This window comes from Roseovarius pacificus (assembly GCF_900142665.1).
Lineage (GTDB): Bacteria > Pseudomonadota > Alphaproteobacteria > Rhodobacterales > Rhodobacteraceae > Roseovarius > Roseovarius pacificus.
Map to the genome: position 1 here is coordinate 47,356 of NZ_FRBR01000008.1, position 13,761 is coordinate 61,116.

A 13,761-nucleotide genomic window follows, 5' to 3' on the forward strand; every position below is an offset into this window, starting at 1 on the left:
TCCCTTGGTGCGGGTTGGGGTTTTTCATCCCCGGCTTTACCCCATAGAGTGCGCTGCCGAAACCCCTGTCATGGAGCGATCAGAGTTGCCGTCACCCGCCAAGGATTATTTCGTCGAGGGCGACCTCGTGGGCGTCATGACCACGCAGCCGTTTGACCGGGTGCTGGATTATCGTGCCCCCGAAGGCGGTTGCCATACCGGCGCCTTCGTCGAGGTGCCGCTTGGCCCGCGCAAGGTGATCGGCGTGGTCTGGGGGCCGGGGCGGGGCGATTTCGACCGCGCGAAAATCCGCCAGGTGATCCGCGTTCTCGATGTCGCGCCGATGCGCGCCGAGATGCAGGCGTTTTTGCATCGCGCCGCCGATTACACCCTCACGCCGATGCCCGCCATGCTGCGGCTCGCTACCCGCGCGCCGGGGCTGGCCAACCCGCCGTCGATGCAGAAAATCTATCGGGCGGGGCAGGGCACACCCGACCGGATGACGGACGCGCGCAAACGTGTGCTTGCCGTGCTCGAGGACTTCGGCGGCCTTGCCTTTACCCTCGGTGAATTGTCCCAACAGGCCGGGGTCACCACCTCCGTCGTCAAGGGGCTGGTCAAGCAGGGCGCCGTGCTTGAGGAAGACACCCCGCGCGACCTGCCGTATCCCCGGCTCGATCCCGACCGCCCCGGCAAGGCCCTGACCGACGATCAGGCCGCCGCCGCCGACAGCCTGCGCGCCGGGATCGCCGGCGGCGATTACGGCACCACCCTGCTGCGTGGTGTCACCGGATCGGGCAAGACCGAGGTTTACCTCGAAGCGGTCGCCGAAACCCTGCGCCAGCAGCGGCAGGCGCTTGTCCTGTTGCCCGAAATCGCCCTGACCTCGGAATTCCTGACCCGGATCGAGGCCCGGTTCGGTGCGCGCCCCGCCGAATGGCATTCGGGCGTCACCATGACCGAACGCCGCCGCACCTGGAAAATGGTGGGCGAGGGCGGCTGTCAGGTGGTGGTCGGCGCGCGCTCGGCCCTGTTCCTGCCGTTCCAAAACCTTGGCCTGATCGTCGTGGATGAGGAACACGATACCTCCTACAAACAGGAAGACGGTGTTCTTTATAACGCCCGCGACATGGCCGTCCTGCGCGCCAGCATCTGCGGCGCGCAGGTGGTGCTGGCCTCGGCCACGCCCTCGCTGGAAAGCTGGGCCAATGCCGAGGCGGGCAAATACAAGCGGCTGGACCTTACCGCGCGCTTCGGCGCGGCGGTGATGCCCGACATGCGCGCCATCGACATGCGGGCCGAAACCCTGCCCGCCAGCCGCTGGATTTCCCCCAGCCTGCAATCGGCGGTGAATGCCCGTATCGCCAAAGGCGAACAGGCGCTGTTGTTCATCAATCGCCGGGGGTATGCACCGGTCACGCTCTGCCGGGCCTGCGGGCACCAGATCGGTTGCGATCATTGCGATGCGCGCATGGTCGAACACCGCTTTCAGAAACGCCTCGTCTGCCACCAGTGCGGCGAGACGAAACCCATTCCCACCGTCTGCCCCGCCTGTCAGGCCGAAGATCGCCTTGCCGCCGTCGGCCCCGGTGTCGAACGCCTGACCGAAGAGGCGCAGGCGTTGTTCCCGCAGGCGAAAATCGCCACGCTCAGTTCCGATCTGTTCGGCTCCGCCCGCGCGCTCAAGGACCAGATCAGGGAAATCGCCGAGGGCGACACCGATATCGTCATCGGCACCCAGCTGGTGGCCAAGGGGCACAACTTTCACCGCCTCACGCTGGTTGGTGTGATCGACGCCGATCTGGGCTTGCAGGGGTCCGACCTGCGCGCCGCCGAGCGCACCTTCCAACTGATGCGGCAGGTGGCGGGCCGCGCCGGGCGCAGTGACAAACCGGGCACCGCCCTGTTGCAGACCTTCCAGCCCGAACACCCGGTGATCCGCGCCATCCTGTCGGGCGACGAGGAAGGTTTCTGGCGTGCCGAGGCCGATGAGCGCCGTCAGGCCGGTGTGCCCCCCTTCGGGCGCATGGCGGGCATCATCCTGTCCTCACCCGACGCGCAGGAGGTGTTCGATTTCGCCACCGAACTGGCCCGCCGCGATGCTCCGGTGCGGGCCGTCGGCGCGCAGGTCTTCGGCCCCGCCCCCGCGCCGATCGCCCGTATCCGGGGGCGGCACCGGGTGCGCCTTCTGGTCAAGGCCCCCAAGGGCGTGGCGCTGCAAGGGGCGGTGGCGCAATGGGTCGGCCAGTTGAAACCGCCGAGCAACCTGCGCCTCAATGTCGATATCGACCCGCAGAGCTTTTTCTGAGCGGTTGCGCCCTTCTGCGTATCGGCCCTTCGCCCGATACTGCCCTATCCGATCCGAAACCCCGTCACATGACCGGGCATTTCGACCCCGTCCAGATTGCGCGGGTCCGGGATCGGGTCGCCCACCTGCATCTGCACCGGGATCACCCCAGCCCAGATCGGCAGGGCGTAATCTTCCTCGTCGTCGCCGGGATGGCCCGTGCGGACCTTTGCGCTGCCCTCGGTGATCTCCATCCCCAGAACCGTGGTCGCCTTCAGGTCCTGCGCATGATCCGGGCGCAGGGTTTCGTACCGGCCCGGAAACAGGCCGTTCACGAAATTGCCCAGCTTCTCCAGCTTTTCCTGCGGGTCTTCGACCTTGAACGCCGTACCGAACAGCGTCACGGAACGGGTGTTGAGCGAATGATGCATCCCCGAGCGCGCCAATACGAACCCGTCCAGGATCGCGACGCTCAGGCAGACCTCGGCCCCCCTGGAGTGGCGCAATGCCCGGCTGGCCGAGGACCCGTGCCAGTACACGTGATTTCCTTCGCGCCACTGCATCGTCGGCGTCACATAGGGCTTGCCGTCGATGGTATAACCCACGCTGCACATCGGCTGCGCGTCCAGAATGGCGTTGATCGTCTCACGGTCGAAATGGCCGCGCTCGTGCAGGCGGCGCAGGCGCGAGCGTTCGGTGATCTCAAGGGTGTCTGGCATGTCGGCTGTCCTCGGGTCTGTCTTGCAGGTCAACGGATAGCCGGATATTGGATATTCAGAAATGTCCAATATTGTAAAAATAAATCAGTCCAATCTGGACGCCGCCCTGCTGGGCATCGCGCTGGAGCGCACTGCGCCGGACAGCTTGCAGGCGCAACTGACCGAAGGCCTGCGCCACGCCATACTGAACGATCCGGGCACCTCCGGCGCGCGCCTGCCGGCCAGCCGCAAACTGGCCGGGGAACTGTCGGTATCTCGCACCACGGTCCAGATCGCCTATGACCAGCTGATCAGCGAAGGCTACCTGACATCGCGCAGGGGCAGCGGCACCTTCGTGGCCGACAACCTGCCGCACCTCTCGCCGCCCGTGACCAAAACCGCCGGCTTGCGGCCAGAGGCACAGCCCTGGCGCCCGTTCCACACCGGCGTCCCGGATCAGGCGTTGTTTCCCCATCAAAGCTGGGCGCGTCACCTGGAACGGGCGTGGCGTGCGCCTGAAAACGCGCTGCTGGCGCGGCCGGACCCGATGGGGTGGTATCCCCTGCGTCAGGCGATTGCCGATCACCTGTCGGCCTGGCGCGGATTGCCCTGCGATCCGGGGCAGGTGCTGATCACCTCGGGCGCATGGGAAGCGTTCGAACTGATCTGCCGCGCCCTCCTGCCGGGCGGCAGCGCCGTGGCCCTCGAAGACCCCGGCTGGTCCCCCCTGCGCGAGGTGCTGGACGCCTGCGGCGCTCGCGCCTGCCCGTTGCGGACAGATCACGAGGGGCTGAACCCCGCGGATATCCCCACCGGCGTCGCGGCGGCAATCGTCACGCCCTCGCGCCATTACCCCACCGGCGCAACGATGCCGCTCGCCCGGCGTGCCGCGCTGCTGGACTGGGCGCAGCAAACCGGCGGGCTGGTCGTCGAAGACGATTACGACAGCGAATTTCGCTACAAGGGGCATCCCCTGCCGTCGCTCGCCGGGTTGGACGGGCTGCGGCACTGCATCTATATCGGCAGCTTTTCCAAGCTGCTCAGCCCGGCCTTGCGCATCGGCTACGCGGTTCTGCCCCAAACGCAAGTGGACCCCGCCCGACACCATCTTGCACGGACAGGTACGCGCGCCTCGCTGATCCCGCAACCGGCCCTTGCCAGCTTCATGACCAGCGGAGAGTTCGCCACCCACCTGCGCCGCATGCGCCGGATTTATGCGCGTCGTCAGGAATACCTGCTGTCCGAACTGGCCCCGCTGTCCGATCTGCTCGATCTTTCCCCCGACCCGGCGGGCATGCACCTGTGCGCGCGGCTGACACCGAAACTGGCGGGCCGGATCACCGACCGGCACATCGCTGCGCGGGCGCAGGAACGGGGCGTTTTCCTGCGCGCCCTGTCGTCGCATTCGGTTCTACCCGATCCGCCGCAGGGGCTGTTGCTCGGCTATGCCGGACATGACGAGGCCGCGCTCGGCGCCGCCGCGCATACCCTTGCCCGGTTGTTGCGCGATATTGCCTGATGCCTCCGCTCAGGCCGGTTGCCGCACGCCGCGCTGATCGACCAGAACATCGGTCACCATCGCGCCGATCCACATGCACAGCAGCGCCAGCCACGCGGTTCCGGCAAAGACCGATCCGCCGGTCACGCCGTTGCCGATGGCGCAGCCCCCGGCCAGCATCCCGCCGAACCCCATGAAGGCCGCCCCGGTCAGCGCGCGGCGCATGTTGGCCTCGTCCTCGAAGCCCTGAAACCGGAACTCCCCGGCCAGCCACGACGCCAGGAACGATCCGACGAACACGCCCGGCACAAGCCCCACGTCGAATTCCAGGATCGCGGTATTGTCGAGGAAAAACATCAGCGTACTGGCCGACGGGCCGGTGAACGTGGCGCTTTCCACCGGCACCGGATCGAAGGCCACCTGCGACAGCGCATAGGTCGACACCCAGCCCACGGCCACGGCGAACCCCACGCCCGAGGCAAAGATCAGACGCCAGGCGCCGATCTTGTTGCGCGCCGCCACGACCAGCGCCAGCGCCGCCACCGCAATGCCGAAGGCCAGCCCCGACATCGGCGGCAGGCCGAGCGCCGCCAGAAGGTCCATGTTGTGCCCGCCCGAGGTGACCCAGAGCGCCGCCAGCGAATCCCGCGTCGAGGCCAGCCACCCCGACAGGCTCATCTGCGCGACCACGGCAAACACCAGCCCCGACACGACCGAACGCAGGTTGCCCGTGGCCGCCAGCACCAGCAGGCGCCCCGAACAGCCGCGCGCCAGCACCATGCCCACGCCGAACAGCAAGCCACCGATCACCGCCCCCGACCAACTGCCGGGGATCGCCATGATGCGCGCCTCCTCGGCCCGGAACAGGCCCAGGTACTGCGCGCCCTGCACCCAGACCACGGCAGTGGAAAAGGTCAGCAGCCAGACCGCCACCTTGTCGCCCATCCTGCCACGGGCGAATTCCACCGTCGCCGCGCGCAGGCAGAACCGCGATCGCTGCGCCGCGATGCCGAAGATCACGCCGGTCAACAGCCCCAGCAGGGCGGCCGCCGGAGCCTCGCCGATCCGCTCCACAAGTGTCAGAATGTCCATGTCGCGCGCCTTTCCCGTTCTGGGTGGGTGTCATCGCATGCAAAAGACTGAATGTCTTTGATTCAGATCAGGATACCACATCCGCCGCATCACATGCGGGAAATCCTATGTTTTCCGGGCCGGTCTTTCGTCCCGAAAAATGCCGCGCGCCTCTTACCAACCCTGAAATATGGGCGTACACGATCTGCATGAGAAATCCTGTCCCCCTGGCCGAGGCGCGGCATCTGCCGCTCTGGCGCCGCCCCGTGACCTTGCTGTTCCTGATGGCTGCGGCCATGCCGGTGGCTTTCGCCACATGGTCGGCGCTGCTCAATAATTTCGTGATCGAGGCCGCGGGGTTCGACGGTTCCGATATCGGCTGGCTGCATACGGTGCGCGAGATACCGGGCTTTCTGGCCGTCGGGGTGATCGCGATCATCATCTTCATGCGCGAACAGGTGCTCGGGCTGGTCTCGCTTCTGCTTCTGGGGGTGGCCACCGCCATGACGGCGCAATTCCCCTCCCTTGGCGGCATCCTGACGATTACGATGCTCAGTTCCATCGGCTTTCACTATTACGAAACGGTCAACCAGTCGCTGCAACTGCAATGGATCGACAAGCTGCGCGCGCCGCAGGTCCTGGGCTGGCTGATCGCCGCCGGGTCGGGCGCGACGCTGGTGGCCTATGTGCTGATCGTCATGACGTGGGAGGCGTTCGACCTCAGCTATAATACCGTCTACCTGCTGGCCGGGGGCTTTACCGCGCTGGTCGCGCTGTTCTGCCTGTTCGCCTATCCGCAGTTCGAAGCCCCGAACCCGCAGGTCAAGCGCATGGTGCTGCGCCGCCGGTACTGGCTCTATTATGCCTTGCAGTTCATGGCGGGCGCACGGCGGCAGATATTCGTGGTGTTCGCCGGCTTCATGATGGTCGAGAAATTCGGCTTCGAGGTGCACGAGGTCACATCGCTGTTCCTGATCAATCTCGTGGCCAACATGATCTGCGCGCCGCTGATGGGGCGGGCCGTGCATCGCTATGGCGAACGCGCGACCCTGCTGTTCGAATATTTCGGTCTGGCATTGGTTTTCATGGCCTATGGCGGCATCTACATGTTCGGCTGGGGTGTGATGCTGGCCTCGGTGCTCTATGTCGTGGATCACCTGCTGTTCGCGCTGGCGCTCGCGCTCAAGACCTATTTCCAGAAAATCGCCGATCCGGGCGATATCGCCCCCACGGCGGCGGTGGCCTTTACCATCAACCATATCGCGGCCGTGTTCCTGCCCGCGCTTCTGGGGTATCTCTGGCTGGTCTCCCCGGCGGCGGTCTTCGTTCTGGCGGCCGGCATGGCCTGTGTCTCGTTCATGCTGGCGCTGCTGATCCCGCGCCACCCCGAACCGGGCCACGAAACCAGACTCAGCCGCGCCGTTCCCACACCCGCGGAATAACGCGCCAACGAAAGGAGAGGGCCGATGCCCACCTATACCGCCCTGACAACCCTTTCCGGTAAGGACAAGGCCGAGGCCCTGGCCGAAGGTCTGGAAACGCTGGACCCGAGCCCGACCGGCGTCGGCACCTTCGAGATGGAGGACGGCTCGGGCCTGTGGGAAGTGGGCGGTTATTTTGACGAGGCCCCCGATCAGGCCGGGCTGGCGCTTCTGGCCACGATGCACGGGGCCAGGCCCTTTGCCGTGTCCGAACTGCCCGAAACCGATTGGGTCGCCAAGGTGCGGCGCGAACTGGTCCCGGTCGAGGCGGGGCGGTTCTTCGTCTACGGCAGCCACGACGCCGACAAGGTGCCCGAGGGGGCCGAACCCCTGCTGATCGAGGCCGCGATGGCCTTTGGCACCGGGCACCACGGCACCACGCTGGGGTGCCTGCGCGCGCTGGACCGGCTGGTTTCCGGCGGGTTCGTGGGCCGTTCGGTGATCGACGTGGGCTGCGGCACCGCCGTTCTGGCCATGGCGGCGGCGCGGATATGGCCGGGGACCGTGCTGGCCAGCGATATCGACGAGGTCGCGGTGGACGTGGCCCGCGCCAATGTGGCCGCCAACGGGCTGGAGGGCCGGGTGCAGTGTTACGAGGCGACGGGCCTCGATCATCCGACCACCGCCTCCGCCGCGCCTTTCGACCTGATCTTCGCCAATATCCTCAAAGGGCCGCTGATCGCCCTGGCCGATGACGTGACCTCATGCCTGGCGCCCGGTGGCATGGTGATTCTCTCGGGCGTCCTGAACGAACAGGCCGACGAGGTGATCGACGTTTATACCCGTGCTGGAAACAGTCTTGTCCATCGCGAAGAGATTGGCGACTGGACAACGACAACCATGTCCAGAAATACCTGAAAACAAAGAGGAATTAAGGGAATCTTGTGGCACATGCCCAGGTTTTGCCTTACTTTCGACTTACACTTTTCATGAACTTTGCTGGATACGCCAGAACAGGACGGTACCTATGAGTGGAACGGTTGAAGCATTCGATAAACGCCTGAAACGCATCGAGAAGAACAAGGCTCGCATGCGCGAGGGATATGTCGGTCAGGTGTCGAAAGATGGCCTGATTGTTTTCCGTCCCAAACGGCGCCGGACCGTATTTTCGGTCCGGGGTCTGGCTCTTGTCGTTCTGGGCTTCGTTGCATTCAAGGCGCTGATCATGGCGCATCTCGGTCCGAACACGTATCAGTCGCGCATCGACGCGCTGAGCGAAGGCACCGTGGTGGAACAGGCCGGGGCATTCCTGATGCAGCCCGATCCTGCCACGCAGATGGCCGCGGCAAAGTTGCGTACCTATCTGAACTAGTACTCTCGTTACCACTCTCTCAGGTTACGAAGAAAGCCCTGCGCCATGGTCCCGGCGCAGGGCTTTCACTTTGTGGTGGCCTTGAAAATGGCGCGGGCCGCCGAACGGCCCGCCCGAGTCCTCAGACGGAACGCGATACCGATTGGATGTCGCTGCGGCTCAGGCCGATGTCGTCCAGTTCGCGGTCGGTCAGTTGCGACAGCGCGGCACGGGTGACGCGCGCGTCGTTCCAGGCGCGGACAGCGTTGAGCAGGCGGGCGACAGCGTGGCGAAAACCGCCAGCATGCGACTGGGTGGAGACGATTGCAGCCATGACGATAGTCCTTCTTTGTCTTGCGGTGCGGGATAACCTTGTCTGCCGTGCAGGTATGAGGAACCACCGTTTCGAACAAGCCGCCATTTGCGCATAGTCCCTATGCAGGGTCTGCATGGCGAAAAGCCCTGCATATGCGCATTCCTCTTGGTCTTTGTTCCCGTTTCGTGCTAGTGCTGGACCAAAGCAAAACGCAAGCAGTACGGCAGGGTCAGGCAGATGCGGGTAGTGGGAATCGATCCGGGGTTGCGAAACCTCGGCTGGGGCGTGATCGACGTGAACGGCAGCCGGCTGTCTCATGTGGCCAACGGCATCTGCCATTCCGAGGGCGGCGATCTGGCCGCGCGCCTTCTGTCGCTGCACCATCAGCTCACCGAAATCTTCCATCGTTTCGCGCCACAGGCCGCCGCGGTCGAAAAGACCTTCGTCAACAAGGACGGGGCGGGCACCCTGAAACTGGGGCAGGCGCGCGGCATCGCCATGCTGGTCCCGGCGCAGTTCGGCCTGTCCGTGGGCGAATACGCCCCCAACTCGGTCAAGAAGACCGTGGTCGGCGTCGGCCACGCCGCGAAGGAACAGATCGCCCATATGGTGCGCGTGCAACTGCCCGGTGTCGATCTGGCCGGCCCGGATGCCGCCGACGCGCTGGCCATCGCCATCTGCCATGCCCATCACGCACGCATCCCGGCGGCCATCGCGCAAAAGGTGCGGGCATGATCGGGCGTCTGGCGGGCCGCATAGATTACCGCGCCACCGATCACGTCCTGATCGACGTGCGCGGCGTGGGCTACCTCGTCTATTGCTCGGACCGCACCTTGCAGGCCCTGCCGCGCGTGGGCGAGCATGTGGCGCTCTACACCGATCTCGTGGTGCGCGAAGACCTGTTGCAGCTGTTCGGCTTCACCTCGCTTCTGGAAAAGGAATGGCACCGCTTGCTGATGAGCGTGCAGGGCGTTGGCGCCAAGGCGTCGCTCGCAATCCTCGGCACCCTCGGCCCCGAGGGCGTGGGGCGGGCCATCGCGCTTGGCGACTGGAACGCCGTCAAGGCGGCCAAAGGCATCGGCCCCAAGACCGCGCAGCGCGTGGTCAACGAACTCAAGGACAAGGTGCCCGAAATCATGGCCATGGGGGCCAACACCGCCCCCGCCGCCGCCCCGGTGGCCCCCGCGCCGGATGCGGACGACGTGATCGAACCCACCCCCGCACCGGCCCCCGCCGCAGCGCCCCCCGCACCCTCGAATGCGCAGGCCGAGGCCCTGTCGGCCCTGACCAATCTGGGCTATGCTCCGGGCGAAGCGGCCGGCGCCGTCGCGCAGGCCGCCAGCGACGACGCACAGGCCGACACCGCCGCCCTGATCCGCGCCGCCCTGCGGCTGCTGGCCCCCAAAGGATAAGTCATGGATCAGCCCGACCCGACATTGCGTCCCGATCCTCTCCCCGAAGACGGCGATCGCGCCCTGCGTCCGCAGATGCTGGACGATTTCATCGGTCAGGCCGAGGCCCGCGCCAACCTCAAGGTGTTCATCCAGTCCGCCCGCCAGCGGGGCGAGGCGATGGATCACACCCTGTTTCACGGCCCCCCCGGTCTGGGCAAGACGACGCTGGCGCAGATCATGTCGCGCGAACTGGGGGTCGGCTTTCGCATGACCTCGGGGCCGGTTCTGGCCAAGGCGGGCGATCTGGCCGCGATCCTGACCAACCTCGAACGCAATGACGTTCTGTTCATCGACGAAATCCACCGCCTCAACCCCGCCGTGGAAGAGGTGCTTTACCCCGCGATGGAGGATTTCGAACTGGACCTCGTGATCGGCGAAGGCCCCGCCGCGCGCACCGTGCGGATCGAATTGCAGCCCTTCACGCTTGTCGGCGCGACCACCCGTCTGGGCCTGCTCACAACGCCCCTGCGTGATCGCTTCGGCATCCCCACGCGCCTGCAATTCTACACCGAGGACGAACTGAACCGGATCGTCACCCGCAACGCCATAAAGATGGACGCCCCCGCCGATCCCGAAGGGGCGCGTGAAATCGCCCGCCGCTCGCGCGGAACGCCCCGGATCGCCGGGCGGCTCCTGCGCCGGGTGGTGGATTTCGCCGTGGTCGAAGGCGACGGCCGCATCACACGCGATCTGGCCGACAACGCGCTGACCCGTCTGGGCGTGGACGGTCTTGGCCTCGACGGAGCCGACCGGCGCTATCTGACCCTGATCGCCGAGGCCTATCAGGGCGGCCCGGTCGGGATCGAAACGCTCAGCGCGGCATTGTCGGAATCGCGCGACGCGCTGGAAGAGGTGATCGAACCCTTCCTTTTGCAACAGGGCCTGATTCAGCGCACCCCCCGCGGGCGGATGCTGGCCTCCCGCGGCTGGCAGCATCTCGGTCTTGCCGCTCCCGCGCCCAGGGGGCAATCGGATCTTTTCGGCAAATAGGCGGTTCATGGCGCAAGCCATCGCCGTTTTTTTGCGGCATCCCGCGTATCAACCTTGAATTGATCGTCGATTATTGCTTTCATTCCTCATTGATCCGCATGTTTTTTCGGTGCGGCCGGATAGTCGTTTTGATGTTTGAATTGTTTCAGGGTTTTTTTGTCGTGATCGTTCCTCTGCTTCTGTTTCTGATGGCCTGCGTCGTTGCGGCAATGGCTTTGTTTCTTCCCGACCAGCAAGATTTGGTACTGTTGGCAATACCCGCAGCTTTGGCGGCGCTGGTGCTCCTGATAGCGGCACGCTTGCGCGCCCCGCGACGGACGAGTGTGCCAGAGCCGCGTCATGCCTCCGACAGGCGGCAATACGTGATCGTGGATGGCTCTAACGTCATGCACTGGAAGAACGAGGTTCCAAGCCTCGACACCTTGCGCGAGGTTCTGGGCGATCTGACCGCCCGCGGCCTGACGCCCGGTGTCGTCTTCGATGCGAATGCGGGCTACCTCCTTGCGAACCGCTATCTTCATCATCAGGATTTCGCCGGGCTGCTTGGTCTGCCCGTCGAACGGGTGATGGTCGTCGCCAGGGGCGCCCCCGCTGACCCCACCATTCTGACCGCTGCCCGCAACATGAAGGCCCGTGTCGTTTCAAACGATCAGTTCCGGGATTGGGCCGACAATCACCCCGAGGTGCACGAGCCGGGGCATGTGATCCGGGGGCGGTATCGCGGGGATCGTCTTGTGCTGGATCTGGGTGAAAACCCGGCCTGATCCCGGGAATGCGTCCATGATGGACACGGTCCTGTCTGAAGGGGCCGATTTTCGTACAAAACCCGCGTACACATCGTACAAAACGTACGAAACTCCGGGGCGGCGGTACTATTTGCCTGACGGTGCCGCTCTGCTAAGGGAAGGGCCGACGCAAAAGAGGCCCGCCATGACCGTTCCCGCCCCCCTGACCGCCGACCGGATCGCGCAATTCTTTACCCGTTCCGACGGCTCATACGTATTCGCACGTTGGGGGCGGCCCATTGCGCCAATCGTATTTGGTGTTGAAGATCAGACACTTGGCATCGTCAAAGGCGCGCTCGAGGCGGTGGTGGCCATGGCCGGACACCAGATGGCCGAAACCGACCCCGAGCTTGGCGTGAACCTGATGATGTTCTTCTTTCGCGATTGGGACGAACTGCTCGAAGTGCCCGATCTCGACCGTCTGGTGCCGGATTTGGCGCCGTTGGTTAACAAACTGAAAACGGCCAACGCCAACCAGTACCGGATTTTCCGCTTCGACGAGACAGGCGCGATCAAGGCCAGCTTTGTTTTTCTGAGGATGAACAAGGACTTGAGTGCAATTCCCGCCGAAACGCTGGCGCTGTCGCAAATCGTGCAAACGGTGCTTTTATGGTCCGATACCGCCTTCCGCGACAGTTCCCCCCTGGCCCATATCCCGGAAAAGAACACCACGATCCTGCGCCCCGACATCGCCGACCTGATCCGCGCCGCCTACGATCCGGTGATGCCCCCCGCCGCCTCCGACCCCAGTCATGCCTTGCGGCTTGCCGCCCGGTTGCGCCCCGACTGATCCTGTCGTGCTCATCGGGCGAGGGCACAAAATGTGCCTTCCGCCTTGACGAAAACCGCAATATCCGCCTTATTTCCGCGTGGTGAGGGTCGTGTCATGTGTCGTGTTCTTTTCGGGTTTCTGCTGGCTTTTTTCGTGACAGGCATATCCCCGGTATCAGCCCGGGACTGCACCCGCACCTATATCGTGCAACCCGGCGAAAGCCTGTCGATGATTGCCCAGGCGCAATATGACGATGCCGCCTTGTGGGAAAAAATCCATGCCGACAATCTGGATGTGATCGGAGAAAAGCCCGATGCCGTCCGGGCCGGCATGACACTCCGGCTGGGCTGCATGGGCGATGCACCGTCAACGAACACCCCCATGCCCCGAGACGCTATCAAGGTGCTGACCGCCAGCGGGTTCGCCCCTTTCTCCGACCGTGATCTTCCGAATGGCGGATTAATGACCGAACTGGTGGACGCGGTGATGACACGGGCTGCGCCGGCAGGCGGGCATACCATTCACTGGATCGAGGACCGCGCGGCGCATCTTGATCCGCTGTTGTCCAACGCATTGATGGATATGGGTTTTCCATGGCCACGCCCGGATTGCGAGACCGCGCCGCAAACGCCGCTTTGCCGGACGGTCCTGTTCTCGGACCCGGTGTTCGAGGCGCTTGTCGTGCTGTTCACCGACGCATCCCGCCCATTGCCTTACAGCAATGAAAGCGACATCGCAGGGCGCACGCTCTGCCGGCCCAGGGGCTTCCCGACCGACGATCTGGACCGTCCCGACCGGCGCTGGACCAGTGACGGGGTCATCATTCTGATACAGCCCGACAGTATCGACGACTGCCTTTTACTTGTTCTTGAGGGGCAGGCAGATGCCATGGTCATGGATGAATTTTCGGGGCAATCCGCCGTTCGTCGTTTGAACCTGACCGGGCGCATCACGGCCCTGCGTGAGCATCCTCTGTCGATCGAAACCCTGCATGTGGTTGTCCCGCGCGCCCATCCGCAGGCGCAACAGCTTGTGGATATGGTCAATACCGCCTTGCACGATATGCGTGAAAGCGGAACCTTCCATGATATTCTGGAGGCGCATCTGATGCGTTTCTGGGGGGAGGGATGACGGTATGA

14 protein-coding genes are annotated in these 13,761 nt (G+C 64.7%); 11 read left to right on the plus strand and 3 right to left on the minus strand.

Going from position 1 to position 13,761, the window contains the following annotated elements:
* Window positions 1-70 precede the first annotated feature (70 nt).
* On the plus strand, window positions 71-2,287 hold the full coding sequence (locus BUB53_RS13745; protein ID WP_073035354.1) for a primosomal protein N': 2,217 nt from the start codon (window positions 71-73) through the stop codon (window positions 2,285-2,287).
* A 44-nt stretch (window positions 2,288-2,331) separates the two neighbouring features.
* On the opposite strand, the gene BUB53_RS13750 is transcribed toward BUB53_RS13745, so the two are convergent.
* Window positions 2,332-2,985 carry a pyridoxamine 5'-phosphate oxidase family protein gene (locus tag BUB53_RS13750; protein WP_073035355.1) on the minus strand — a complete coding sequence of 218 codons (654 nt, stop codon included), beginning with the start codon at window positions 2,983-2,985 and terminating at the stop codon, window positions 2,332-2,334.
* A 61-nt stretch (window positions 2,986-3,046) separates the two neighbouring features.
* On the opposite strand from BUB53_RS13750, the gene pdxR reads away from it, so the two are divergent.
* A complete protein-coding gene (gene pdxR / locus BUB53_RS13755; protein WP_073035356.1) occupies window positions 3,047-4,483 on the plus strand; it encodes a MocR-like pyridoxine biosynthesis transcription factor PdxR in 1,437 nt (478 codons plus the stop codon).
* 9 nt (window positions 4,484-4,492) lie between these two features.
* Here pdxR and BUB53_RS13760 read toward each other — a convergent pair whose 3' ends face one another.
* Entirely contained in the window at window positions 4,493-5,554 is a 1,062-nt protein-coding gene (locus BUB53_RS13760) for a YeeE/YedE family protein (protein WP_073035357.1), read from the minus strand.
* A 188-nt stretch (window positions 5,555-5,742) separates the two neighbouring features.
* On the opposite strand from BUB53_RS13760, the gene BUB53_RS13765 reads away from it, so the two are divergent.
* From BUB53_RS13765 to BUB53_RS13775, 3 genes are all read left to right on the plus strand, one after another.
* Window positions 5,743-6,975: an MFS transporter gene (locus BUB53_RS13765; RefSeq protein WP_073035457.1), complete on the plus strand. Its 1,233-nt coding sequence runs from the start codon at window positions 5,743-5,745 to the stop codon at window positions 6,973-6,975.
* A gap of 24 nt (window positions 6,976-6,999) precedes the next feature.
* A complete protein-coding gene (locus BUB53_RS13770) occupies window positions 7,000-7,872 on the plus strand; it encodes a 50S ribosomal protein L11 methyltransferase (RefSeq protein WP_073035358.1) in 873 nt (290 codons plus the stop codon).
* 109 nt (window positions 7,873-7,981) lie between these two features.
* Window positions 7,982-8,326: a hypothetical protein gene (locus BUB53_RS13775; RefSeq protein WP_073035359.1), complete on the plus strand. Its 345-nt coding sequence runs from the start codon at window positions 7,982-7,984 to the stop codon at window positions 8,324-8,326.
* Between the two features lie 121 nt (window positions 8,327-8,447).
* Here the strand turns inward: BUB53_RS13775 and BUB53_RS13780 are convergent, their stop codons facing one another.
* Entirely contained in the window at window positions 8,448-8,639 is a 192-nt protein-coding gene (locus BUB53_RS13780) for a DUF1127 domain-containing protein (protein WP_073035360.1), read from the minus strand.
* 219 nt (window positions 8,640-8,858) lie between these two features.
* On the opposite strand from BUB53_RS13780, the gene ruvC reads away from it, so the two are divergent.
* The 6 genes from ruvC to BUB53_RS13810 all read left to right on the plus strand — a co-directional run bounded on the left by ruvC (window position 8,859) and on the right by BUB53_RS13810 (window position 13,753).
* On the plus strand, window positions 8,859-9,356 hold the full coding sequence (gene ruvC, locus BUB53_RS13785; RefSeq protein ID WP_073035361.1) for a crossover junction endodeoxyribonuclease RuvC: 498 nt from the start codon (window positions 8,859-8,861) through the stop codon (window positions 9,354-9,356).
* Entirely contained in the window at window positions 9,353-10,033 is a 681-nt protein-coding gene (gene ruvA / locus BUB53_RS13790; RefSeq protein WP_073035362.1) for a Holliday junction branch migration protein RuvA, read from the plus strand. The genes ruvC and ruvA overlap by 4 nt, the downstream gene beginning before the upstream one ends.
* 3 nt (window positions 10,034-10,036) lie before the next feature.
* The gene (gene ruvB / locus BUB53_RS13795; RefSeq protein ID WP_073035363.1) at window positions 10,037-11,065 is read left to right on the plus strand and encodes a Holliday junction branch migration DNA helicase RuvB; all 1,029 of its coding nucleotides are present in this window, start codon (window positions 10,037-10,039) and stop codon (window positions 11,063-11,065) included.
* A 131-nt stretch (window positions 11,066-11,196) separates the two neighbouring features.
* Window positions 11,197-11,829, plus strand: a complete 633-nt coding sequence (locus BUB53_RS13800; RefSeq protein ID WP_229709553.1) for an NYN domain-containing protein — start codon at window positions 11,197-11,199, stop codon at window positions 11,827-11,829.
* A gap of 166 nt (window positions 11,830-11,995) precedes the next feature.
* Entirely contained in the window at window positions 11,996-12,640 is a 645-nt protein-coding gene (locus tag BUB53_RS13805; protein ID WP_073035364.1) for a hypothetical protein, read from the plus strand.
* A gap of 96 nt (window positions 12,641-12,736) precedes the next feature.
* Entirely contained in the window at window positions 12,737-13,753 is a 1,017-nt protein-coding gene (locus BUB53_RS13810) for a transporter substrate-binding domain-containing protein (RefSeq protein WP_073035365.1), read from the plus strand.
* Window positions 13,754-13,761: the final 8 nt, after the last annotated feature.